This window comes from Pseudomonas sp. NPDC090755 (assembly GCF_044769005.1).
Lineage (GTDB): Bacteria > Pseudomonadota > Gammaproteobacteria > Pseudomonadales > Pseudomonadaceae > Aquipseudomonas.
Window position 1 is genome coordinate 42,391 of record NZ_JBIVXC010000019.1, and the last position, 21,120, is coordinate 63,510.

The following is a 21,120-nucleotide window of genomic DNA, read 5'->3' on the forward strand; positions in this document are numbered from 1 at the left end:
CCGCGTATCCTAGCATCAACCCTCGACCAAGTTTTGCGGATTGCCTGCCACCCAGCGGGTAATGTTGTCCAGGGTTGTCTGGGCGATGGCCGCCAGCGCTTCTTTGGTGAGAAAGGCCTGGTGGGCGGTGACGATCACATTGGGGAAGGTCAGCAGCCGGGCCAGCACGTCGTCCTGCAAGGGCAGGTCGGAGCGGTCTTCGAAGAACAGCTGGGCTTCTTCTTCGTAGACATCCAGGCCCAGGTAGCCGAGCTGGCCGTTCTTCAAGGCCTCGATCAATGCCGGGGTGTCGACCAGGGCGCCGCGTCCGGTATTGATCAGCATTGCGCCGGGCTGCAGGTCGGCCAGGCTTTGCGCGTTGATCAGGTGGCGGGTCTGTTCGGTCAGCGGGCAGTGCAGGCTGATGATCTGCGCCTGGCGCAACAGCGCCGGCAGTTCCAGGTAGCGGGCGCCCAGGGCCAGCAGCTCGGGATTGGGGTAGGGATCGTAGGCCAGCAGTTGGCAGCCGAAACCGGCCATGATGCGAGCAAAGGTCGCACCGATCTGGCCGGTGCCGACCACTCCGACGGTCTTGCCGTGCAGATCGAAGCCGGTCAGGCCGTGCAGGCTGAAATCGCCTTCTCGGGTTCGGTTGTAGGCGCGGTGCAGGCGGCGGTTGAGGGCCAGGATCAATGCCACGGCGTGTTCGGCCACGGCATGCGGCGAATAGGCCGGCACCCGCACCACCGCCAGGCCCAGGCGCTTTGCCGTGGCCAGGTCGACATGGTTGTAGCCGGCCGAACGCAAGGCGATCAGGCGCGTTCCGCCGGCGGCCAGGCGTTCGAGCACCGGGGCGCCGAGGTCGTCATTGATGAAGGCGCACACCACCTCATGGCCGGCGGCCAGGGCTGCGGTGTCTTCGCACAGCCGCGCGGCTTGAAAGTGCAGCTCCAGCCCCGGCGCTGCCGGTACGCGGGTAAAGCTGTCCTGGTCGTAGGTCTGGCTGCTGAATAACAGTATGCGCATGGGATCTTCCTGGGTCGGTGGCCGCACAGTCTAGGCCTGGGGCAAGGGCATCGCCTTGCCCCAGGTCAGGCACTCAGGCGCGCCTGGGCTGCGAGCCGGGTGATGGCCCGGTCCAGCTCGTCCAGGGCACGCGGTGCTTCGGGGTCATTCTGCTTGAGCAAGGTTTCGCTGCGCTGGCAGGCTGCCCGCAACTGCGGTACCCCGCAGTAACGGGAGGCGCCGTTGAGGCGATGGACCCGCTCGATCATGCCGGTGCGATCAGCCGCCTCACGGGCCAGGCGGATGGCCTCGCGGTCGGCTTCCAGCGAAGCCAGCAGCATGGCCAGCATGTCGGCGGCCAGGTCCGGCTTGCCCGCCGCCAGGCGCAGGCCTTCCTCCGGATCGAGGACCTTGAGCTCGCCGCTGTCGGCGGCGCGCTCCGGTACCCGCTCGCTGCGCGGCGCACCGAGGGTCAGGCCGGTCCACTTGAGCACGACCTGGGCCAACTGGCGCTCGCTGATCGGTTTGGTCAGGTAATCGTCCATGCCGCTGTGCAGTAGGGCACGCTTTTCATTGGCCATGGCATGGGCGGTGAGGGCGACGATGGGCAGGGGCGCGCCGCTCTGGCTGTTTTCCCAGCGGCGGATCTGCTCGGTGCATTCGCGACCGTCCATGCCCGGCATCTGCACGTCCATCAGCACCAGGTCGAAGCGTTCGTCCTGCACGGCCTGGACCGCGGCGTAGCCACTGTCGACCGCCAGCACTTCAGCGCCCAGGTCTTCCAGCAGGGTCTGCACCAGCAGCAGGTTGGCCGGGTTGTCGTCGACGCACAGCACCTTGGGCAGCGGCTGGTCGCAGCTGATCTTGGCTTCGCTGGCGCTGCGGCGCGGCTGCACCAGCTCCAGCAGGGCCCGACGCAGCTTGCGTGTACAGGCAGGTTTGGCCTGCAACTGGCTGTGGGCGTTGGGCAGGTAAGGGTGGTACAGCGCCTGCTCGGTGGTCGGGCACAGTACCAGGGCCTGGCAGTCCAGACGCTCCAGTTGGGAAATGTACTGGCCCAGGCGCTCCGGCGACACGCCATTGAGGTTGACCCCCAGCACGGCCAGGGTAAATGGCTCGCCGGCCATCCGCCCGGCCGCCACGGCGTTGAGCAAGGAATCGATCGAATGGAAGGCGCTGACCTGCAGGCCGCAATCTTCCAACTGGTGTTCCAGGGCCTGGCGGGCCAGTTCATGGCCATCGACGATGGCGACCCGGCGCTCCACCAGCGACTGCAGTGGCAGGTCCTCGGCATCGTCACGGGCCTTGGGCAGGCGCAGGCTGACCCAGAACTGCGAGCCTTCGCCCGGCGTGCTGTCGACACCGATTTCGCCGCCCATCTGCTCGATCAGGCGCTTGGAGATCACCAGCCCCAGACCTGTGCCGCCCGGCTGGCGCGACAGCGAGTTGTCAGCCTGGCTGAAGGCCTGGAACAGCGCCCGGACATCCTGGCTGGACAGGCCGATGCCGGTGTCCTGGATGCTGATGCGCAACTGCACGCTGTCTTCGTGTTCTTCTTCAAGCATGGCCCGGGCGACGATGGTGCCTTCGCGGGTGAACTTGATGGCATTGCTCACAAGGTTGGTGAGGATCTGCTTCAGGCGCAGCGGGTCGCCCACCAGCGACAGCGGCGTGTCGCGGTACACCAGGCTGACCAGCTCCAGTTGCTTGGCATGGGCGGCGGGGGCGAGGATCGTCAGGGTGTCCTGGATCAGGTCGCGCAGGTTGAACGGAATGCTGTCGAGCACCAGCTTGCCGGCCTCGATCTTGGAGAAGTCGAGGATCTCGTTGATGATCCCCAGCAGGCTGCCGGCGGACTTCTCGATGGTGCCCAGATAGTCGAGCTGGCGCGGGGTCAGTTCGCTTTTCTGCAACAGATGGGTGAAGCCGAGGATGCCATTGAGCGGGGTACGGATCTCGTGACTCATGTTGGCGAGAAATTCCGACTTGATCCGGCTGGCCTCCAGGGCTTCCTTGCGCGCCATGTCCAGCTCGATGTTCTGGATCTCGATGGTCTCCAGGTTCTGGCGCACGTCTTCGGTGGCCTGGTCGATGCTGTGCTGCAACTCTTCGTGGGCGTTGTGCAGGGTCTCGGCCATGCGGTTGATGCCGGCGGCCAGCTCGTCGAGCTCATAACTGCCCATCACTGGCAGACGCTGTTCCAGGTTGCCGTCCTTGAGTTGGGTCACGGCATGCTTGATCTGGCCAATGGGGTCATTGATCGTGCGGCTCATGCGCAGGGCCAGCATCGCCGTGGTCAACAGGCCGAAGAAAATCAGCAGCAGGCTGGTGAACAGGCTGCGGTAACCGCGCAACAGGGTGCCGTTATGGGACAGCTCGATTTCTACCCAACCCAGCAGGCGATCCGCTTCGCTCGGGATCTGCTCGCCGGCCAGGTCGCGGTGATGGCCGAACACCGGCAGCAGGTAGCGGGTGGCGTCGTTGCCGGTGCGTTGCAGCAGCTCGGTGCCGCCGCCAGCCGGTGCCTGGTTGAGCATGCTCGGGCCGGCATGGGCCAGGCTGTTGCGGCTTGGGCCGAGGAAGGCCACGGCGCGGATATCGGGCTGGTCCAGGGCCTGGGCGGCGATGCGCTCCAGTTGCGCCGGGTCATGGCGCGCCAGGCCTGGCGCCACCAGCGGTGCCAGGTGCTCGGCAATCATCTTGCCGCGCTGCAGCAATTGGGATTGCAGCTCGCTTTGCTGCAGCCAGGTGAAATAACAGCCCAGTACCACAGCCATCAACCCGGCAGGTAGCAAGGCGAGCAGCAATACGCGGCTGCGGATTCCCAAACGATTCAGCACACAATGCTCCTGTGCCCGGCAAGTGCTGTAAGCCTCCGTCAGCGTGTGCTGACAGACCAAATCGGAAAAGTACCGCGCCTTCCTGCGCAATGCACTCATTTGTCTTAACTTTTGCCGTCAGTGGAATCCTACGCGGCGCGATGAGAACGCAGGTGCAGGTTGCCTGGGCGGGGTAATTCCTCAATAATTGCGTAATTGAGAATTACTAGCACCTGCCAATGAATCCTGTAGCTATCAGCGAATCCAACATTCTCGCCATCGAGGACGACCCGGTCCTGGGGGCTTACCTGCATGAAGAACTGCAACGTGACGGCTTCAAGGTCACCTGGTGCAAGAACGGGCGTGACGGCCTGGATATTGCGCGCCAGGCGCACTTCGATGTGGTGCTGATGGATATCCTGCTGCCCGGCCTCAATGGTCTTGAGGTACTGGCAAGGCTGCGCGAGAGCAGCGCGACACCGGTGATCATGATGTCGGCCCTGGGCGCCGAAGCCGATCGTATCAGTGGCTTCCAGCGTGGCGCCGACGATTACCTGCCCAAGCCCTTCAGCCTGGCCGAGCTCAAGGTGCGTATCGAAGCGATCCTGCGGCGGGTGGCGCTGGAGCGTCGCCATCAGCAGGTCTCCAGCGTTCAAGCCGGCGAGCTGCAGTTTGACGAGCAAGCCTGCGATGTCTGCTGGGGGGAGCAGTGGGCCGGTCTGACCCTGAGCGAATACCGCCTGCTGGACATCCTTCACCGCAGCGATGAAGAAGTGCTGAGCAAGCCTTTCCTGTATCAGCAAGTCCTGCAGCGTGGCTACGCCCGTCATGACCGCAGCCTGGACATGCATGTCAGCCAGATCCGCCGCAAGCTCAAGGCCATCGGCTACCAGGAGCGAGAAGTGCGTACGGTCTGGGGCAAAGGCTATGTACTCAGCGCCGCCGAGGTCAGCTGAGGTGCCCAACCGCCATTCGCTGTTCTGGAAGCTGGCGATCCTGCTGGTGGGTTTTTGCCTGTTGATGATCGGCCTGAGCTGGACCTGGGGCCGGCATATGCAGACCCAGAACGCCTACCTGTCCGATGAAGCCAGGATCCTGCTCAGCGGTTATGCGGCCGAGGCCGAGCAGGCCTGGCTGCAGGGCGGGCGCAGCGGGGTCGATGCCTGGCTGGCCGACATGGCCGACAGGGAGAGCACCTGGATCAGTGTGGTCGGGCCAGACCTGCAATCACTGAGCAGCACGCCGCTGACCCCGGAGCAGAGCCGCAAGATGACGTTCTTGCGGGGTGTCGACTGGCCTGTCAGCCGCCGGGTGACAGGCTTGCCCTGGATGCGCGTGCCCTTCGTCGAACGCCCGGAGCTCGGTCTGCTGGTGATCGAGCTGCCGCAACGCCTGTTGCCCGGGCAGTACCGGCTGTACTGGCAGGCGCTGACCAATGGCATCATTCCGGGGCTGTTCACCCTGCTGTTGTGCGTGGGGTTGTACCGCATGCTGATCATGCCGTTGATCCAGTTGCGCGAGCAGGCCAATGCCTGGCGCGCCGATCGGCTGTCGGCACGGGTAGCCAGCAGCACCACCAGCCGACAGGACGAGCTGGGCGAATTGGGCCGGGCCTTCGACGACATGGCCGAGCGGCTACAGGGCACCGTGGCCTTGCAGCAACAATTGCTGCGCGACCTGTCCCATGAACTGCGTACCCCCTTGAGCCGCCTGCGCGTGGCCTGCGAGGGCGAGGCGGACGCCGGGCAATTGCGGGAGCGCCTGGGTCGCGAAATCGACTGCATGCAGCGGTTGGTGGAGGATGCCCTGCAACTGGCCTGGCTCGACACCGAGCGGGCGCCACCGAGTCAGGAGCCGATCCAGGTCCAGGCACTGTGGGAAATGCTCGCCGAGGATGCCTGTTTCGAAAGCACATGGCCGCCTGCGCAGCTGCATTGCGCCCTGGATGCCTCGTGCTGGGTGCAGGGCAATCTCAATAGCGTGGCCCAGGCCCTGGAGAACATCCTGCGCAATGCCATTCGCCATTCCCCGGCCACCGGAATGATTCGCCTGGACGGTCATCGGCACGGTAAGTACTGGTTGCTCTGGCTCGAAGACCAGGGGGGCGGGGTGGCTGAAACGGAGCTTGAGCGGATTTTCGCCCCGTTCACCCGGCTCGACGGCTCGCGCCCGGGTGACGGCGGCTTTGGCCTGGGGCTGAGCATTGCGCGCAATGCTATTGCCCGTCAGGGAGGTAAATTGTGGGCGCAGAACACCGGGCAGGGCTTGCGACTGTATATTCAGCTGCCGGTGGCAGCTGAGCCGCATACTGCAAGCCTCAAGCTGCAAGCGCGCAGTTAGCCGCTTGCAGCGTGTGGCTTATAGCTTGCAGCTATATAGCCAACACATTGCGTGATATGGGCAAATCCCGTTTGCCGGTATGATAGTTGCCCCCGCAGTCTGGATTGCGAACTACGCCATGACCTTGCAGTACCCAACCATCGCCGATTGCGTCGGCAACACGCCTCTGGTCCGCTTGCAGCGCATTGCCGGCCAGACCAGCAACACCCTCCTGCTCAAGCTCGAAGGCAACAACCCGGCAGGCTCGGTCAAGGACCGGCCGGCGTTGTCGATGATCACCCGCGCCGAACTGCGTGGGCAGATCAAGCCGGGCGATACGCTGATCGAGGCGACCTCGGGCAACACCGGGATCGCCCTGGCGATGGCGGCGGCGATCAAGGGTTACAAGATGATCCTGATCATGCCCGACAACTCCAGTGCCGAGCGCAAGGCGGCGATGACCGCCTATGGCGCCGAGCTGATCCTGGTCAGCAAGGAAGAAGGCATGGAAGGCGCCCGTGACCTGGCCGACCGTCTGCAGGCCGAAGGCCGTGGCCTGGTGCTCGACCAGTTCGGCAATGTCGACAACCCAGAGGCACACTACGTCAGCACCGGCCCGGAGATCTGGCGCCAGACCCAGGGTACCATTACCCATTTCGTCAGCTCCATGGGCACCACCGGCACCATCATGGGCTGCTCGCGGTACCTCAAGGAGCAGAACCCGGCGATCCAGATCGTCGGCCTGCAGCCGATGGAAGGTTCGGCTATTCCAGGTATCCGTCGCTGGCCCGAAGAGTACCTGCCGCGGATCTACCAGGCCGATCGTGTCGATCGCGTGGTCGACATGGCCCAGAGCGAAGCCGAAGAAACCACCCGCCGGCTGGCCCGGGAAGAGGGCATTTTCTGTGGCGTGTCCTCCGGTGGTGCAGTGGCGGCCATGTTGCGCCTGTCCCGCGAGCTGGAAAACGCCGTGATTGTGGCGATCATTTGTGACCGAGGCGACCGTTACCTGTCGACCGGTATTTTCGACGCGGCGAACTGATGTCCAAAAGTAAACGCAACAGTGGCCTGCGCTTCCAGCCGACTGGCGGCAGCCGCACGCCTCAAATCCCCACCGGCAAGAAGCAGCGCCTGCGCATCGAGCGTCTGGCCGGTGATGGCCGCGGCATCGCCTTTTTCGAGGGGCGCACCTGGTTTGTCAGCGGTGCGCTGGCCGATGAAGAGGTCGAGGCGCGGGTACTCAATGCCCACGGCAAGGTGGTCGAGGCGCGCCTGGAGCGGGTCTTCAGCGCCAGCGCGGATCGCCGCCAGGCGCCGTGCAAGCATTTCGACCGCTGTGGTGGCTGCAACCTGCAGCATTTGCCCCATGCCGACCAGCTGGCGCTCAAGCAGCGCCTGCTGGCCGAGCAACTGCAGCGGGTCGCCGGCGTCGTGCCCGAGCAGTGGGCGGCGCCCCTGAGCGGTCCGGAATTCGGCTACCGGCGCCGCGCGCGGGTGGCGGTGCGCTGGGACGCAAAAGCGAAAAAGCTCGAAGTGGGTTTTCGCGCCGAAGCCAGCCAGGACATTGTCGCCATCGAAGAGTGTCCGGTGCTGGTACAACCCTTGCAGTCGATCATGCGTCATCTGCCAATGCTCCTGCAGAGCTTGAGCAAGCCGCAGGTGGTTGGTCATGTCGAACTGTTCAGCGGCACGGCGCTGGCCATGTTGGTGCGCCATACCGCTGCGCTGGCTGAGGCCGACCTGGAGCGCCTGCAGGCGTTCTGCGCCGAGGCAGGGGTACAGCTGTGGTTGCAGGGGGAGGGTGAACCTTACCCGCTCGATGCGAGTCAGAGCCTGGGCTTCAGCCTGGCGCCCTGGAACCTTGAACTGGCCTACCGGCCGGGCGACTTCGTCCAGGTCAACGCCCAGGTCAACACCGCGATGATCGAGCAGGCGCTGGCCTGGCTGGCGCCGCAAGCCGGCGAGCGGGTGCTGGACCTGTTCTGTGGCCTTGGCAACTTTGCCCTGCCGCTGGCCCGGCAGGCGCGTGAAGTGGTTGCGGTAGAAGGCGTGCAGGCCATGGTCGATCGGGCAGAAGCCAATGCGCGAAGCAATAATGTGCATAACGCCCGGTTTTTTCAGGCCGATTTATCGCAGCCTTTGTCCACCTCCGGCTGGGCCGCTGGAGGCTTTTCTGCGGTACTCTTGGACCCACCGCGAGACGGTGCTTACGAGGTGGTACGTAAAATCGCAGACCTTGGTGCGAAACGTCTTGTATACGTTTCGTGCAACCCGGCAACCCTGGCCCGTGACACGCTTGAGCTGGTCCGGCAGGGTTACCGGTTAAAATGTGCCGGGATTCTCGACATGTTTCCTCAGACGGCGCATGTCGAAGCCATGGCGTTATTCGAAGCGGGCTAGCGGGGCTGGCGCGTTCGGCGCTGCACCTTGGGTCCGGCAGGGGCAGCACCAGTGATTTCAGGCGCATCGTGAATGCGCTGTAGAGAAAGGTAAACAAAGATGGTACAGGTGAGAGTGCACCAGCCGGTCAACACCGACGGCAGTATCAATCTCGAAGCATGGCTGGATCATGTGGTGAGCGTCGACCTGGCGCTGGACCGCGAGGCCCTCAAGGGGGCTTGCGAGTTCGCCCAGGAAGTCGAGAAAAAGGGCAACCCGGCCAAGCATTCCTGGGCCGACGGCACGTCGAGTTTCCAGGCCGGCCTGGAAATCGCCGAAATCCTCGCCGACCTCAAGCTCGACCAGGACTCGCTGGTTGCCGCTGTGATCTACCGGGCGGTACGTGAAGGCAAGGTGACCCTGGCCGAAGTCGGCCAGCGCTTTGGCCCGGTAGTGTCCAAGCTGATTGACGGCGTGCTGCGCATGGCCGCCATCAGTGCCAGTCTCAGCCCGCGCCAGTCGCTGGTGCTGGGCTCCCAGGCGCAGGTCGAGAACTTGCGCAAGATGCTCGTGGCCATGGTCGACGACGTGCGCGTGGCGCTGATCAAGCTCGCCGAGCGCACCTGCGCCATCCGTGCGGTCAAGGGCGCCGATGACGAGAAGCGCCATCGGGTCGCCCGCGAGGTCTTCGATATCTATGCGCCGCTGGCTCACCGCCTGGGTATCGGTCATATCAAGTGGGAGCTGGAAGACCTGTCGTTCCGCTACCTGGAACCTGACCAGTACAAGCAGATCGCCAAGCTGCTGCACGAGCGGCGCCTGGACCGTGAGCGCTTCATCAGCGATGTGATGAACCAGTTGCAGAACGAGCTGCTGGCCACTGGGGTCAAGGCCGATATCAGCGGCCGGGCCAAGCACATCTACTCGATCTGGCGCAAAATGCAGCGTAAGGGCCTGGAGTTCAGCCAGATCTACGACGTGCGCGCGGTGCGCGTGCTGGTGCCGGAAATGCGCGATTGCTACACCGCGCTGGGTATCGTCCATACCCTCTGGCGGCACATCCCGAAAGAATTCGACGACTACATCGCCAACCCCAAGGAAAACGGCTACCGCTCGCTGCACACCGCGGTGATCGGCCCCGAGGGCAAGGTGCTGGAAGTGCAGATCCGCACCCACGCCATGCACGAGGAAGCCGAGCTGGGCGTCTGCGCGCACTGGCGCTACAAGGGCACCGACGTCAAATCCAGCTCCAACCACTACGAGGAGAAGATCTCCTGGTTGCGCCAGGTGCTGGAATGGCATGAGGAACTGGGCGATATCGGCGGCCTGGCTGAACAGCTGCGGGTCGATATCGAGCCGGACCGGGTCTATGTCTTCACCCCTGACGGTCATGCCATCGACCTGCCCAAGGGGGCCACGCCGCTGGACTTCGCCTACCGCGTGCACACCGAGATCGGTCACAACTGCCGTGGCGCGAAGATCAACGGGCGCATCGTGCCGCTCAACTACAGCCTGCAGACTGGCGAGCAGGTCGAGATCATCACCAGCAAACACGGCAACCCCAGCCGTGACTGGCTGAACTCGAACCTGGGCTACGTCACCACCTCGCGGGCGCGGGCGAAGATCGTCCACTGGTTCAAGCTGCAGGCGCGCGACCAGAACGTCGCCGCCGGTAAAACATTGCTCGAACGCGAACTCAATCGCCTGGGTTTGCCCCAGGTGGACTTCGAGCGCCTGGCCGAAAAGGCCAACCTCAAGGCCGCCGAGGACATGTTCGCCTCGCTCGGTGCTGGCGACCTGCGCCTGGCGCACCTGGTCAACGCGGCCCAGCAACTGGTCGAGCCGGAGCGCAGTGGTCACGTCGAGCTGGTGCCACGCAAGGCCACCGGCTACAAGCCGGGCAAGCGTGGCGACATCCAGATCCAGGGCGTCGGCAACCTGCTTACGCAGATGGCCGGCTGCTGCCAGCCTTTGCCGGGGGACGCGATCGTCGGCTACATCACCCAGGGCCGCGGGGTGACCATCCACCGCCAGGATTGCGCCTCGGTGCTGCAACTGTCCGGGCGCGAGCCGGAACGGATCATCCAGGTCAGCTGGGGGCCGGTGCCGGTACAGACCTATCCGGTGGATATCATCATCCGTGCCTACGATCGCCCGGGGCTGCTGCGTGACGTCTCCCAGGTCCTGCTCAACGAGCGGATCAACGTACTGGCGGTCAACACCCGCTCGAACAAGGAAGACAACACCGCGCTGATGTCGCTGACCATCGAGATTCCAGGCCTGGATGCGCTTGGACGCCTGCTCGGCAGGATCTCGCAGTTGCCGAACATCATTGAGACGCGGCGTAACCGTACGCCTTGAGATCGCTATCGCGGGGCAAGCCCGCTCCCACACCTGTGGGAGCGGGCTTGCCCCGCGATAAGGCCATAGCAGAGACCAGAGATGCATACCCTAGACGACCTGCTCCACCTCATGGCCCGCCTGCGCGACCCGCAGTACGGCTGCCCGTGGGACCTCAAGCAGACCTACGCGACCATCATTCCCTACACCCTCGAAGAAGCCTACGAAGTGGCTGATGCCATCGAGCGCAGTGACTTCGAGCACCTGCAGGGCGAGCTGGGCGACCTGCTGTTCCAGGTGGTCTATTACTGCCAGCTGGCCCGTGAAGAAGGCCGCTTCGAGTTTGCCCAGGTGATCGACAGCATCACCCGCAAGCTGATTCGTCGCCACCCCCATGTGTTCCCCACCGGCGAGCTGTATGCGCCGCTGGATACGCCCCGGCTCGACGAAGCCCAGGTCAAGCAGCGCTGGGAAGAGATCAAGGCCCAGGAGCGTGCAGAGAAGGGCGTCACTGAGCAACTGTCCCTGCTCGACGATGTCCCCGCCGCCTTGCCGGCTCTGTCCCGGGCCGCCAAGTTGCAAAAGCGCACGGCCCAGGTCGGCTTCGACTGGCCGGATCCCTTGCCGGTGCTGGACAAGGTGCGCGAGGAGCTCGACGAAGTGCTCCAGGCCATGGCCGACAACGATCATAGGGCGCTGGCCGATGAAGTGGGTGACCTGCTGTTCGCCACGGTCAATCTGGCTCGGCACCTGAAGGTCGACCCGGAAAACGCCCTGCGCGGCGCCAACCAGAAATTTGAACGACGTTTCCGTTTTATCGAACAGGCATTGCGCGACATGGGGCGTCCGATCGAAGATTGCACCCTGGACGACATGGACGCACTGTGGGGCGAAGCCAAACGTCAGGAAAAGAACCTGCCCAGCTGCGGCTGAGCTGAAGCATATAAGTGAGTGAACGATGAGCCTTTCCCTTCGCGACCAATTGCTCAAAGCCGGTCTGGTCAACCAGAAGCAGGTCAAGCAGGTCACCAAAGACCAGAAGAAACAGAAGCGCCTGGAACACAAGGGCCAGGTCGAAGTCGACGACACCCAGCAGCGCCTGGCACGTGAAGCCATGGCCGATAAAGCCAAGCGCGACCAGGAGCTCAACCGCCAGCAGCAGGAGAAGGCCGAGCAGAAGGCCCGTGCCGCCCAGGTCAAGCAGTTGATCGAAGTGTCGCGCCTGCCCAAGCTGAACACCGAGGACTACTACAACTTCGTCGATGACAAGAAGGTCAAGCGTCTGTCGGTCAACGCCCTGATGCGCAGCAAGCTGAGCAGCGGCTCGCTGGCCATCGTCGCCCATGGCGGCGGCTACGAAGTGATTCCGCGGGAAGCGGCGTTGAAGATCCAGGAGCGCGATCCCAAGCGCATCATCCTGCTCAACACCCAGGTTGAAGAGCCGGATGCCGATGATCCGTACGCCGCCTACGTGATCCCGGACGATCTGATGTGGTAAACGACAAACCCCGCTTCGGCGGGGTTTGTTTTGGCTGGCGGTGGGTTATTGCGGTGGCTGTCTGGATTCGAGGAACTCCAGTTCCATGCGGTAGCTGTGGGCCTCATGCTCGTTGTGGAACATGCCCACCAGCTCATCCTGCTGGTGCACATCCCAGATGCGCAGGCCTGCTGCCAGGCTTTCGTAGGACATCTTGCTTTCGTCGCGCTCAGTTACTTTGACAGTCATCTGCAAACTCCAGGTTCAGTTAACTGCGGCACCGTGTCGCAGGACTCTTTTATAGAATTTGTTAGCAGGCTAAGTAAATAAACAGCGCATGAAACATCTTTCATGTCTGTAGGAGCGGGCTTGCCCCGCGATGCGATGTAACTGGCGATCGCGATCGCGGGGCAAGCCCGCTCCTACCTGGGTATAAAAAGAAACCCCGCACAAGGCGGGGTTTGGGGGATAACCAGCAGCCAGGGCAATCAGTTGCCCTTGACCGCCTTGCCGTCGACCGAGCCGTCCAGCAGCACGATCACGTATTCCTTGCCGTCGGTCTCGACCTGGCGCAGTTGGACCAGCAGGTAGTCCCAGTCCTTGGCGAACCACAGCTCGGTGATGCGCTTGCTCTGGCTCGGGTCGCGTACGCGCTCGACCTTGATGGCGTCCACCTGGCCGGTCTTGGTGCTGACCTTTTCGGTACCCAGCACGCGGAAGTCGTAGGTGTCGATCTCGTCGCCATCGACCACCTGGTAGCTCACGCTCTTCTTGCCGGCAGCGATGTCATGCTGCAGGGCCAGCTGGTAGGTGGACTTGTCCAGCACACCACGGTTGAGCGGCAGCTTGATCGCGTCGCCACGGTCGGTACCGGTGATGAGCTTGCTGTTCCAGTCGAAGTTCAGGTCGACCTTCTTGGCCTTGCCCAGGCCGCCACGTTCGAAGTGGTAGCTCTGTGGCAGCAGGGTGTCCTTGTCCAGGCGCAGGGTGCTTTGCTCGGTCAGGCTGGCGATCATCATCGATGCCTTGAAGTTGAGGCTCCAGGTACCGTTGGCGTTCTTTTCCAGGCTGCGCTCGGCGGTGCCGCTCATGGGCAGCTGTTTCCAGTCGGCGGTGTAGCTGGCCGAGAAAGGCTTCAGATCGGCTGCCTGGAGCGGCAGTGCGAGCACGGCGAGAGCGAAGAGCAGGGCGCGACGCATAATATCTCCTAGGGTCGAATCAAATGGCCTGTGGCCGCCAGCGGTTGATCATCCAGTAGAGCACCGTGCTCGCCCAGGCGCAAACGCCCTTCGGCAAACCAGCGCACCGCCAGGGGGTAAATCCGGTGTTCCTGGCTGTGGACCCGTTGCGCCAGGGACTCTGGCGTGTCGTCTGGCTCCACCGGTATCACTGCCTGTACGACCAGCGGCCCGCCGTCGAGTTCCTCGGTGACGAAGTGCACGCTGCAGCCATGCTCCGCATCGCCAGCCTCGAGGGCCCGCTGATGGGTGTGCAGGCCCTTGTACTTGGGCAGCAGGGACGGGTGGATGTTCAGCAGGCGCCCCTGGTAGTGACGGACGAAGCCGGCACTGAGGATGCGCATGAAGCCGGCCAGTACCACCAGCTGCGGCTGGTAGCCGTCGATCAGTTCGACCAGGGCCGCGTCGAAGGCCTCGCGGCCGTCGAAGGCCTTGTGGTCGAGCACGGCGGTGTCGATTCCGACGGCACGGGCGCGCTCAAGGCCATAGGCATCGGCGCGGTTGGAAATCACGGCGCGGATCCGTACCGGGGAGTCCCCGGCACGGGTGCTGTCGATCAGGGCTTGCAGGTTGCTGCCGGAACCCGACAGCAATACCACTACATCGCAGGTCTCGCTCGGCATCAGTGCGCCTTGACGTTTTTCAGCTCGACCTGGGCAGCGCCTTCGGCGGCTACGCCGATCTGGCCGATGACCCATGGCTGCTCGCCGGAGTCACGCAGGTTCTTCAGGGCGACCTCGACCTGGTCCTGGGCCACGCAGATGACCATGCCGACGCCGCAGTTCAGGACGCGGTGCATCTCGTGCTCGTCGACGTTGCCTTGCTCCTGCAGCCAGTTGAACACCGCTGGACGCTCCCAGCTGGCGACGTCAACGATGGCCTGGGCGCCTTTTGGCAGTACGCGCGGGATGTTGTCGAGCAGGCCGCCACCGGTGATGTGGGCCATGGCCTTGACTGCGCCGGTGTCCTTGATCAGCTTGAGCAGCGGCTTGACGTAGATGCGGGTCGGGGCCATCAGCAGTTCGGTCAGCGGCTTGCCGTCGAGCTGGATGTTTTCGATGTCGGCACCGGCGACTTCAATGATCTTGCGGATCAGCGAGTAACCGTTGGAGTGCGGGCCGGAGGACGGCAGGGCGATCAGCGCATCGCCAGTGGCGACCTTGGAGCCGTCGATGATCTCGGCCTTTTCCACCACGCCGACGCAGAAGCCGGCCAGGTCGTAGTCTTCGCCTTCGTACATGCCCGGCATTTCAGCGGTTTCACCGCCGACCAGGGAGCAGCCGGCCAGTTCGCAGCCGGCGCCGATGCCGGTGACCACGGTGGCGGCAACGTCGACGTTGAGTTTGCCGGTGGCGTAGTAGTCGAGGAAGAACAGCGGCTCGGCGCCGCAGACCACCAGGTCGTTGACGCACATGGCGACCAGGTCCTGGCCGATGCTGTCATGTTTGTTCAGGTTCAGCGCCAGGCGCAGCTTGGTGCCGACGCCGTCGGTACCGGAGACCAGAACCGGCTGTTTGTAGCCGGCCGGGATTTCGCAGAGGGCGCCAAAACCGCCCAGGCCGCCCATGACTTCCGGGCGCGCCGTGCGCTTGGCAACGCCTTTGATGCGTTCGACCAATGCTTCACCGGCGTCGATGTCTACACCGGCGTCCTTGTAGCTCAGGGAGGGTTGCTTGCTCATGATCCAGGCCTTTAGGGGGGAGGGATTCGGGGGAATCGACCGTGACCTGCCAGGCAAGGCGGAGGGTTTTCCGGCTGCCTGACCGTCGCCGGTCTGCGAAGGCGCGCGATTTTATCAGGGTTGCCCGGTAGCGGCCATCCTCAGGCCGACGGGCAGGGCCCAGATCCGCTAAAAAATATGCTTTCACGGTGTCCGACTGGTTGCCAGGGCGCAGGCTGTATAAGGTATAGCAAGACAATGGGATGAATTTGTCGGCGCTGACCGAATGTTTTGCAGGGTGCTGCGGTCTATGGGCAACTGGCCGCGAGCATCGCTTCTTTATTACCAGGACAGGAATCCTTCATGCGTTTGCGAAACTACCTGGCCGTTGGCTGCCTGGCCTTCTGGGCGCTGTCGGCCCAGGCCGAAACCCTCTCCAGCCTGTATCAGGTCCGCGAACCGGTCGAGGGCCAGGGCGCCGAAGCCCGGGCCCAGGCCACCGCAAAAGCCCTGGAGACCCTCATGCTGCGCCTGACCGGCGATCCCAAGGCGGTGCAGAGCCCGGCCCTGGCGGCGTTGCGCAAGGATCCGCAGCAGATCATCAGCCAGTTCGGCTTCGAAGCCGGTCCTCCGGAAACCGTGCTGGTGGATTTCGACCCGGGCAGCACCGAGCGTACCTTGCGCCAGGCCGGCCTGGCCCTATGGGGCAACAACCGGCCCTCGATCCTGGGCTGGTGGTTGAACGACAGCAGCGAAGGTACCAGCCTGGTCGGCGACGGCCAGGGCAGTGCCGAACCACTGCGCCGCGCTGCCCGGCACCGTGGCTTGCCGCTGCGCCTGCCGTTGGCCGACCTTGATGAGCAACTGGTGGCGACGGCGAAGCATCTGGAAGGTTCGGATCCGGCGCCCTTGCGCAGCGCTTCCGAGCGCTATGGTGCCGATGCGTTGCTGGCCGTGCATGCCAGCGAGGTCGATGGCAAGTGGCAGGGGGTCTGGCGCCTGTGGCTGGGTAACCAGCGCGAGCAGGGCAAAGTCGAGGCTGCCGACCAGGCGGCCCTGGCCGATGCCGTGATGCTGGCGGTCAGCACCCGCCTGGCGCCACGTTTTGTCGCCCGTCCTGGGGCCAGCAGTGAAATGCAGGTGCAGGTCCAGGGCATGACCCTGGTGCGCTATGCCGAGCTGGGCAGGGTGCTGGAACCCTATGGCGCGCGCTTGAACCGGGTCCAGGGCGATACCATGACCTGGCAACTGACCGGTAACCCGGATCAACTGCGGGCCCAGTTGGGCCTGGCCAAACTGCAGGAGCTGCCCGCCGAACCGCCGGCGCCGCAACCTGTGGTCGACCCGGCCAATCCGGGCGCCACACAGACTGCTGCTGCAAAACCCTTCAACGGGCTGCGTTTTCGTTGGTAAACCCTGACCTGGCCTGGAGCCGTTCATGACTGATATGCGTCGCTGGGTGTGGCTCGGCGTGGTGCTGCTGTGCGCCGCGCTGCTGTACTGGCTACACCCGATCCTTTCACCGTTTCTGGTCGGCATCCTGCTGGCCTACCTGGCCGATCCGCTGGTCGACCGCCTTGAGCGTGCCGGCTTGTCCCGCACGTGGGGCGTGGTGCTGGTATTCACCCTGTTCACCTTGCTGCTGACCCTGTTGCTGCTGGTCCTGGTGCCGATGCTGGCCAGGCAGCTGGTCCGGCTGTACGAGGTGGCACCGCAGATGCTCGACTGGCTGCAGCACGACGCCTTGCCCTGGGTGCAAACGCGCCTTGGCCTGGCCGAAGGGTTCTGGAAGTTCGACAAGATCAAGGCAGCCATCAGTGCCCATATGGGCCAGACCACCGACATCGTCGGGGTCATCCTGTCCCAGGCCACGGCGTCCGGGCTGGCGCTGCTGGGCTGGCTGGCCAACCTGGTGCTGATCCCGGTGGTGAGCTTCTACCTGCTGCGTGACTGGGACCTGATGATGGCCAAGATCCGCAGCCTGCTGCCGCGCCAGCGCGAGGCGCGGGTGGTGGCCCTGGCCGGTGAGTGCCACGAAGTGCTCGGCGCCTTTGTCCGTGGCCAGTTGCTGGTGATGCTGGCCCTGGGGGTGATCTATGCCTCCGGCCTGATGCTGGTCGGCCTGGAGCTCGGCTTGCTGATCGGCCTGCTGGCGGGGCTGGCGGCCATCGTGCCTTATATGGGGTTCATCATCGGCATCGGCGCGGCGATGATTGCCGGGCTGTTCCAGTTCGGCGGCGATCCTTACCCGTTGCTCGGTATCGCGGCGGTGTTCATGGTGGGCCAGGCCCTGGAGGGCATGGTCCTGACGCCGCTGCTGGTGGGTGACCGCATCGGCCTGCACCCGGTGGCGGTGATTTTCGCCATCCTGGCCGGCGGTGAGCTGTTCGGCTTCACCGGGGTGCTGCTGGCCTTGCCGGTGGCCGCGGTGATCATGGTACTGCTGCGCCACGTGCATGACCTCTATAAAGAGTCGGGCATCTATGCCGGCGAGATCGACCCGGATCTCTAGGTTAATAGCCAAGTGCTTGCATCGGTTGCCGTCTGCCGATGCAAGCCTTTGATTTTGCTTGTGGTCCACGCCGATTGTGCGACCGGCGCCACGGGTATAAACTTTGCAGACTTTTCACAAAAGGCCCCTTGTGGTTCTTCGGATCCGCCCAGCCAGCATGAAACCGATCCAGTTGCCCCTGGGTGTGCGTCTGCGTGATGACGCCACCTTCATCAACTACTATCCGGGTGCCAACGCCGCCGCATTGGGCTACGTCGAGCGACTCTGCGAAGCCGACGCCGGCTGGACCGAAAGCCTGATCTACCTCTGGGGCAAGCAGGGCGTCGGTCGTACCCACCTCTTGCAGGCCGCCTGCCTGCGCTTCGAGCAACTGGGCGAGCCCGCTGTCTACCTGCCACTGGCGCAACTGCTCGACCGCGGCGTCGAACTGCTGGATAACCTGGAACAGTACGAACTGGTCTGCCTGGACGACCTGCATGTGATTGCCGGAAAGCCAGAGTGGGAAGAGGCCATGTTCCACCTGTTCAACCGCCTGCGTGACAGTGGCCGGCGTCTGCTGCTGGCGGCCTCCAGTTCGCCACGGGAACTGCCGATCAAGCTCGCCGACCTCAAGTCGCGCCTGACCATGGCGCTGATCTTCCAGATGCGTGCGCTGTCGGACGAAGACAAGCTGCGCGCCCTGCAATTGCGCGCCTCGCGTCGTGGCCTGCACCTGACCGACGAGGTCGGGCATTTCATCCTGACCCGTGGCACGCGTAGCATGAGTGCCCTGTTCGACTTGCTCGAGCGCCTCGATCAGGCTTCGTTGCAGGCACAACGCAAGCTCACCATCCCGTTTTTGAAAGAAACTTTAGGCTGGTAAGGCAGGCGCTAGAGCCTCGGCACATAAAAGTCACATTTTTTTCGATTGAATTTGCAAATCGATGCGATAGAAGGCATAGTCTCGCCTTCACTAAATCAAAAGACACGGTCGTGCCCATGCTAAAGCGCTTCGCACCCCTCGTGCCCCTCGCACTTGTGACCCTGCTTTTTGGCTGCGCGGCCCATGGCCCTGTTTCGCAGCAGCAGGTTCAACAACCGGTAGCCACCCAGGCCTCGGCCAAATCCTCCAGCGCATCGCTGTTCGAGGAAGAGCTGGCCACCGAAGTAGATCTTCAGAATTTCGCCAGCAGCAAGCCTTACCAGCTGCCGGCACTGGCCGACAACATCCTCGAGCGTGGCATGTCGCTGATCGGTACCCGTTACCGTTTCGGTGGCACCTCCGAGCAGTCGGGCTTTGATTGCAGCGGTTTCATCGGTTATCTGTTCCGCGAAGAGGCTGGCCTGAAGCTGCCGCGTTCGACCCGCGAAATGATCAACGTGAATGCGCCACTGGTTGCCCGTAACAACCTCAAGCCAGGTGACCTGCTGTTCTTCAGCACCAATGGCCGTGGGCGTGTCAGCCATGCCGGCATCTACCTGGGCGACGATCAGTTCATCCACTCCAGTAGCCGCCGCAGCGGTGGCGTACGCATCGACAAGCTCGGTGACCGCTACTGGAGCAAGACCTTCATCGAAGCCAAACGTGCACTGGCCATGGCACCGACCGAGACCGTTATCTCGCGTAACTGATCATGAGCCTTGCAATCCCACGGCGACGTAGCTGAAAAGCGCGTCGCCGTGCGTGTTTATAGAAAGCGTCTAATCTAATTTCTCAACTATTTTCCGGCTCATCCCCGGGACGGCTTCAGACAGGATGTTCTGACCATGGCGATTCAGGCGCGCTTCGCTCTACTTTCCCTGCTGGCACTGCTCGGTGCCTGCTCAAGCCATGCCCCGAACCCGCCCAAAGTGGTCGAGCCTGTGGTCATGGCGCCTCAGGTTTACTTTTCCCCGGTTGCCGATGATGTCCTGTTTCGGGCTCTGGGACTGGTGGGTACGCCCTATCGCTGGGGTGGCAACACACCGGATTCGGGGTTCGATTGCAGTGGCCTGATCGGTTACGTCTACCGTGACGCAGCGGGCATTTCCTTGCCGCGCTCGACCCGGGAAATGATCGGCATCCGCGCACCGAACATCGAGCGCAATGACCTGCAATCGGGTGATCTGGTGTTCTTTGCCACCAATGGCGGGTCCCAGGTCAGCCATGCCGGGATCTATGTCGGGGAAGGGCGTTTCGTCCACGCGCCGGCCACCGGTGGTACCGTTCGTCTGGATTACCTGGCCAACAGCTACTGGCAGAAAGCCTATCTGAATGCCAAGCGGGTCCTGCCGCCTGCACTGGCGCGTGTTCCCTGAGCCACCTCATCGGTAAGGCTTCGCCTTGCATCGCAGGCTTCGCCGGCTCCCACAGGCAGGTGTAGCCCTGTAGGCGCTGGCGAAGCCTGCGATTGGGGACTTCAGGCCTGCTTGAGCAGCAGGGCGACCCCGGGGTGATACTGCCCGGCTTCGTTGTGCAGCTTGCGGTAGGCGTACGGAAAGTACCAGGCAATGGCGCAGGCGGTGTGTTTCTGCAGGTCGTCGACCAGGTCCTGGAGTTCTTCGGGGCTGGCGTGCTGTCCGGCTTTCCAGGGGCTGGCGAACAGTGCGGCGACTTTCAGCTGGCTTGGCGCTGCGACCAGCCGTGCGGCCTGTGCGGTTTCGGCCAGGGCATTGGCCAGGTCCAGCCTGGCAATCCGTGGCCAGCGCTGGCTGGCCTGCAGGTAGACGGCTTCTTCGCGGCTGGCGATGTACAGGTCGCAGCGACCGTCGCGGTCGCCATCATCACGCTGTTTCTTGCTCTGGTGCTGCGCCAGGGTGACCAGCTCGGCTTGCCAGGCCGCTGCCGACAGCAGGCCGAGGTTGGCCTGGGCGCCGTGCCAGTAGGCGGCTTCGCCATCGCCCAGGACCTGGTTGAAGCGATCGATGCACTCGACCCAGCGTTCCAGCACCGGACGCAGGAATTCCAGACGCGTGTTGTTGATGATCAGGCCTTGCATGCTGCTCTCTCCTTTATCATTGTGATCGAGTACAGCCGGGTTGTGGCTATTTGATATCACTGATGTCAGGGTGACACAAGATGATCAGGTCGCTATTGATCCAGGCCGGTAGGGTGCCTTTCATTGACGCTCCCGGTGCAACCCTCTAACCTTCGCGACTTGTTTCAGGTGCTCTGTGGGCTGTGGCCTGACAGGGTGAAACAGGGAAGCCGGTGGGCGCGCAAAGGCGCGCGAATCCGGCGCTGCCCCCGCAACGGTAGGTGAGTCAAGGCCGCGCATGGCCACTGGGTGTCGACACCCGGGAAGGCGCGCGACCCCGGGTGTCCTTGTCCCCGCTCACAAGCCCGGAGACCGGCCTGTTACAGTCAACGGCATCACGGAGGGTGATGCGCGGTTTCTTCGGCCTCGTGCCGCGGCCCTGCGCGCTTCTCCGTC

The 21,120-nt window shown here is 63.6% G+C and carries 19 protein-coding genes and 1 riboswitch; of the genes, 12 read left to right on the plus strand and 7 right to left on the minus strand.

Annotated features, from left to right (window positions below):
* Positions 1–15 precede the first annotated feature (15 nt).
* Complete coding sequence (locus tag ACIQUS_RS22585; RefSeq protein ID WP_403051730.1) at positions 16–1,005, minus strand: 2-hydroxyacid dehydrogenase; 990 nt, start codon at positions 1,003–1,005, stop codon at positions 16–18.
* 65 nt (positions 1,006–1,070) lie between these two features.
* The gene (locus ACIQUS_RS22590; RefSeq protein WP_403051733.1) at positions 1,071–3,824 is read right to left on the minus strand and encodes a response regulator; all 2,754 of its coding nucleotides are present in this window, start codon (positions 3,822–3,824) and stop codon (positions 1,071–1,073) included.
* A gap of 218 nt (positions 3,825–4,042) precedes the next feature.
* On the opposite strand from ACIQUS_RS22590, the gene ACIQUS_RS22595 reads away from it, so the two are divergent.
* From ACIQUS_RS22595 to ACIQUS_RS22625, 7 genes are all read left to right on the plus strand, one after another.
* Positions 4,043–4,759: a response regulator transcription factor gene (locus ACIQUS_RS22595; protein ID WP_403051736.1), complete on the plus strand. Its 717-nt coding sequence runs from the start codon at positions 4,043–4,045 to the stop codon at positions 4,757–4,759.
* The gene (locus tag ACIQUS_RS22600) at positions 4,731–6,143 is read left to right on the plus strand and encodes a histidine kinase sensor domain-containing protein (RefSeq protein WP_403051739.1); all 1,413 of its coding nucleotides are present in this window, start codon (positions 4,731–4,733) and stop codon (positions 6,141–6,143) included. Before ACIQUS_RS22595 ends, ACIQUS_RS22600 begins: the two co-directional genes overlap by 29 nt.
* Positions 6,144–6,261: 118 nt before the next feature.
* Positions 6,262–7,164, plus strand: coding sequence for a cysteine synthase CysM (gene cysM, locus ACIQUS_RS22605; protein WP_403051742.1), 903 nt, complete (start codon positions 6,262–6,264; stop codon positions 7,162–7,164).
* Positions 7,164–8,522 (plus strand): 23S rRNA (uracil(1939)-C(5))-methyltransferase RlmD, encoded by a 1,359-nt coding sequence (gene rlmD / locus ACIQUS_RS22610; protein ID WP_403051745.1) that lies wholly within the window; start codon positions 7,164–7,166, stop codon positions 8,520–8,522. The genes cysM and rlmD overlap by 1 nt, the downstream gene beginning before the upstream one ends.
* A 99-nt stretch (positions 8,523–8,621) precedes the next feature.
* Positions 8,622–10,862 carry a GTP diphosphokinase gene (gene relA, locus ACIQUS_RS22615; protein WP_403051748.1) on the plus strand — a complete coding sequence of 747 codons (2,241 nt, stop codon included), beginning with the start codon at positions 8,622–8,624 and terminating at the stop codon, positions 10,860–10,862.
* Positions 10,863–10,943: 81 nt separating this feature from the next.
* The gene (mazG, locus tag ACIQUS_RS22620) at positions 10,944–11,774 is read left to right on the plus strand and encodes a nucleoside triphosphate pyrophosphohydrolase (protein ID WP_403051751.1); all 831 of its coding nucleotides are present in this window, start codon (positions 10,944–10,946) and stop codon (positions 11,772–11,774) included.
* A gap of 25 nt (positions 11,775–11,799) precedes the next feature.
* Complete coding sequence (locus ACIQUS_RS22625) at positions 11,800–12,339, plus strand: DUF2058 domain-containing protein (protein WP_403051754.1); 540 nt, start codon at positions 11,800–11,802, stop codon at positions 12,337–12,339.
* Between the two features lie 45 nt (positions 12,340–12,384).
* On the opposite strand, the gene ACIQUS_RS22630 is transcribed toward ACIQUS_RS22625, so the two are convergent.
* The 4 genes from ACIQUS_RS22630 to purM form a co-directional block, all read right to left on the minus strand.
* Positions 12,385–12,567, minus strand: a complete 183-nt coding sequence (locus ACIQUS_RS22630) for a hypothetical protein (protein WP_403051757.1) — start codon at positions 12,565–12,567, stop codon at positions 12,385–12,387.
* Between the two features lie 239 nt (positions 12,568–12,806).
* On the minus strand, positions 12,807–13,517 hold the full coding sequence (locus tag ACIQUS_RS22635) for a DUF3108 domain-containing protein (RefSeq protein WP_403051760.1): 711 nt from the start codon (positions 13,515–13,517) through the stop codon (positions 12,807–12,809).
* Between the two features lie 8 nt (positions 13,518–13,525).
* On the minus strand, positions 13,526–14,179 hold the full coding sequence (gene purN, locus ACIQUS_RS22640; protein ID WP_403051763.1) for a phosphoribosylglycinamide formyltransferase: 654 nt from the start codon (positions 14,177–14,179) through the stop codon (positions 13,526–13,528).
* Entirely contained in the window at positions 14,179–15,237 is a 1,059-nt protein-coding gene (gene purM, locus ACIQUS_RS22645; RefSeq protein ID WP_403051766.1) for a phosphoribosylformylglycinamidine cyclo-ligase, read from the minus strand. The genes purN and purM overlap by 1 nt, the downstream gene beginning before the upstream one ends.
* A gap of 342 nt (positions 15,238–15,579) precedes the next feature.
* Here purM and ACIQUS_RS22650 point away from each other — a divergent pair, with 342 nt between their 5' ends.
* The 5 genes from ACIQUS_RS22650 (at position 15,580) to ACIQUS_RS22670 (ending at position 20,005) form a co-directional block, all read left to right on the plus strand.
* The gene (locus tag ACIQUS_RS22650; RefSeq protein ID WP_403051768.1) at positions 15,580–16,629 is read left to right on the plus strand and encodes a DUF2066 domain-containing protein; all 1,050 of its coding nucleotides are present in this window, start codon (positions 15,580–15,582) and stop codon (positions 16,627–16,629) included.
* Positions 16,630–16,654: 25 nt separating this feature from the next.
* Entirely contained in the window at positions 16,655–17,728 is a 1,074-nt protein-coding gene (locus ACIQUS_RS22655) for an AI-2E family transporter (RefSeq protein WP_403051771.1), read from the plus strand.
* Positions 17,729–17,885: 157 nt separating this feature from the next.
* Positions 17,886–18,590 carry a DnaA regulatory inactivator Hda gene (gene hda, locus ACIQUS_RS22660; RefSeq protein WP_028943584.1) on the plus strand — a complete coding sequence of 235 codons (705 nt, stop codon included), beginning with the start codon at positions 17,886–17,888 and terminating at the stop codon, positions 18,588–18,590.
* 116 nt (positions 18,591–18,706) lie between these two features.
* Complete coding sequence (locus ACIQUS_RS22665) at positions 18,707–19,339, plus strand: C40 family peptidase (protein ID WP_403051775.1); 633 nt, start codon at positions 18,707–18,709, stop codon at positions 19,337–19,339.
* Between the two features lie 135 nt (positions 19,340–19,474).
* Positions 19,475–20,005, plus strand: a complete 531-nt coding sequence (locus ACIQUS_RS22670) for a C40 family peptidase (protein WP_403051778.1) — start codon at positions 19,475–19,477, stop codon at positions 20,003–20,005.
* Between the two features lie 101 nt (positions 20,006–20,106).
* Here ACIQUS_RS22670 and ACIQUS_RS22675 read toward each other — a convergent pair whose 3' ends face one another.
* A complete protein-coding gene (locus ACIQUS_RS22675) occupies positions 20,107–20,685 on the minus strand; it encodes a hypothetical protein (protein WP_403051781.1) in 579 nt (192 codons plus the stop codon).
* A 149-nt stretch (positions 20,686–20,834) separates the two neighbouring features.
* Positions 20,835–21,060: riboswitch (cobalamin riboswitch) on the plus strand.
* The last annotated feature ends 60 nt before the right edge of the window (positions 21,061–21,120 follow it).

What these genes read in the sequence shown, in the direction of transcription:
- ACIQUS_RS22585 (WP_403051730.1), bottom strand. Translation starts at nt 1,005, where the DNA reads ATGCGCATACTGTTATTCAGCAGCCAGACCTACGACCAGGACAGCTTT.
- ACIQUS_RS22595 (WP_403051736.1), top strand. Translation starts at nt 4,043, where the DNA reads ATGAATCCTGTAGCTATCAGCGAATCCAACATTCTCGCCATCGAGGAC.
- ACIQUS_RS22600 (WP_403051739.1), top strand. Translation starts at nt 4,731, where the DNA reads ATGTACTCAGCGCCGCCGAGGTCAGCTGAGGTGCCCAACCGCCATTCG.
- cysM (WP_403051742.1), top strand. Translation starts at nt 6,262, where the DNA reads ATGACCTTGCAGTACCCAACCATCGCCGATTGCGTCGGCAACACGCCT.
- rlmD (WP_403051745.1), top strand. Translation starts at nt 7,164, where the DNA reads ATGTCCAAAAGTAAACGCAACAGTGGCCTGCGCTTCCAGCCGACTGGC.
- relA (WP_403051748.1), top strand. Translation starts at nt 8,622, where the DNA reads ATGGTACAGGTGAGAGTGCACCAGCCGGTCAACACCGACGGCAGTATC.
- mazG (WP_403051751.1), top strand. Translation starts at nt 10,944, where the DNA reads ATGCATACCCTAGACGACCTGCTCCACCTCATGGCCCGCCTGCGCGAC.
- ACIQUS_RS22625 (WP_403051754.1), top strand. Translation starts at nt 11,800, where the DNA reads ATGAGCCTTTCCCTTCGCGACCAATTGCTCAAAGCCGGTCTGGTCAAC.
- ACIQUS_RS22630 (WP_403051757.1), bottom strand. Translation starts at nt 12,567, where the DNA reads ATGACTGTCAAAGTAACTGAGCGCGACGAAAGCAAGATGTCCTACGAA.
- ACIQUS_RS22635 (WP_403051760.1), bottom strand. Translation starts at nt 13,517, where the DNA reads ATGCGTCGCGCCCTGCTCTTCGCTCTCGCCGTGCTCGCACTGCCGCTC.
- purN (WP_403051763.1), bottom strand. Translation starts at nt 14,179, where the DNA reads ATGCCGAGCGAGACCTGCGATGTAGTGGTATTGCTGTCGGGTTCCGGC.
- purM (WP_403051766.1), bottom strand. Translation starts at nt 15,237, where the DNA reads ATGAGCAAGCAACCCTCCCTGAGCTACAAGGACGCCGGTGTAGACATC.
- ACIQUS_RS22650 (WP_403051768.1), top strand. Translation starts at nt 15,580, where the DNA reads ATGCGTTTGCGAAACTACCTGGCCGTTGGCTGCCTGGCCTTCTGGGCG.
- ACIQUS_RS22655 (WP_403051771.1), top strand. Translation starts at nt 16,655, where the DNA reads ATGACTGATATGCGTCGCTGGGTGTGGCTCGGCGTGGTGCTGCTGTGC.
- hda (WP_028943584.1), top strand. Translation starts at nt 17,886, where the DNA reads ATGAAACCGATCCAGTTGCCCCTGGGTGTGCGTCTGCGTGATGACGCC.
- ACIQUS_RS22665 (WP_403051775.1), top strand. Translation starts at nt 18,707, where the DNA reads ATGCTAAAGCGCTTCGCACCCCTCGTGCCCCTCGCACTTGTGACCCTG.
- ACIQUS_RS22670 (WP_403051778.1), top strand. Translation starts at nt 19,475, where the DNA reads ATGGCGATTCAGGCGCGCTTCGCTCTACTTTCCCTGCTGGCACTGCTC.
- ACIQUS_RS22675 (WP_403051781.1), bottom strand. Translation starts at nt 20,685, where the DNA reads ATGCAAGGCCTGATCATCAACAACACGCGTCTGGAATTCCTGCGTCCG.